Raw genomic sequence first — 503 nt, forward strand, 5'->3', positions numbered from 1 at the left:
AGCGCGGCACGTCACGTGGCGGGTTCAACTGATCGCCGCAACACATTCTGCGAACTTCTCAGCTGGGGTTTGAAAGAGCAAGGTCTTTCGTGGCCTTTCATTGAGCTGCTTGGCGATCGCGCTGAGCTTGGCCTGGCTGTACAGGGACAGGTCGATGCCACGTGGAAGATACTGGCGCAGCAATCTGTTGGTGTTTTCGTTTGACCCGCGCTGCCAGGGACAGCGAGGGTCACAGAAGTAGACCTCGATCTTGGTAGCCAATGTCAGACGCTGATGATCGGCGAGCTCTTTGCCTCTGTCCCAGGTCAGCGATCGATAAAGTTCGCTGGGCAGTCGCTGCGATTGCTTGATGAGCGCCGAGACGACGCTTTCGGTATCCTTGTTCGCAACCTTGACCAGCATCACGTAGCGCGATTGGCGCTCGACAAGTGTTGCGACATAGCTGTTCCTCGATCCGCCGATCAGGTCGCCCTCCCAGTGGCCTGGGACCGCACGATCTTCAA

At 57.7% G+C, this 503-nt stretch carries 1 protein-coding gene; it reads right to left on the bottom strand.

The window, feature by feature from the left end; translation table 11 throughout:
• Positions 1-24 precede the first annotated feature (24 nt).
• Positions 25-503: IS30 family transposase (locus tag AC629_RS44620; RefSeq protein WP_143199979.1), on the bottom strand; the 479-nt coding region annotated here is incomplete at its 5' end.

Source organism: Bradyrhizobium sp. NAS80.1 (assembly GCF_001908205.1).
Classification (GTDB): domain Bacteria; phylum Pseudomonadota; class Alphaproteobacteria; order Rhizobiales; family Xanthobacteraceae; genus Bradyrhizobium.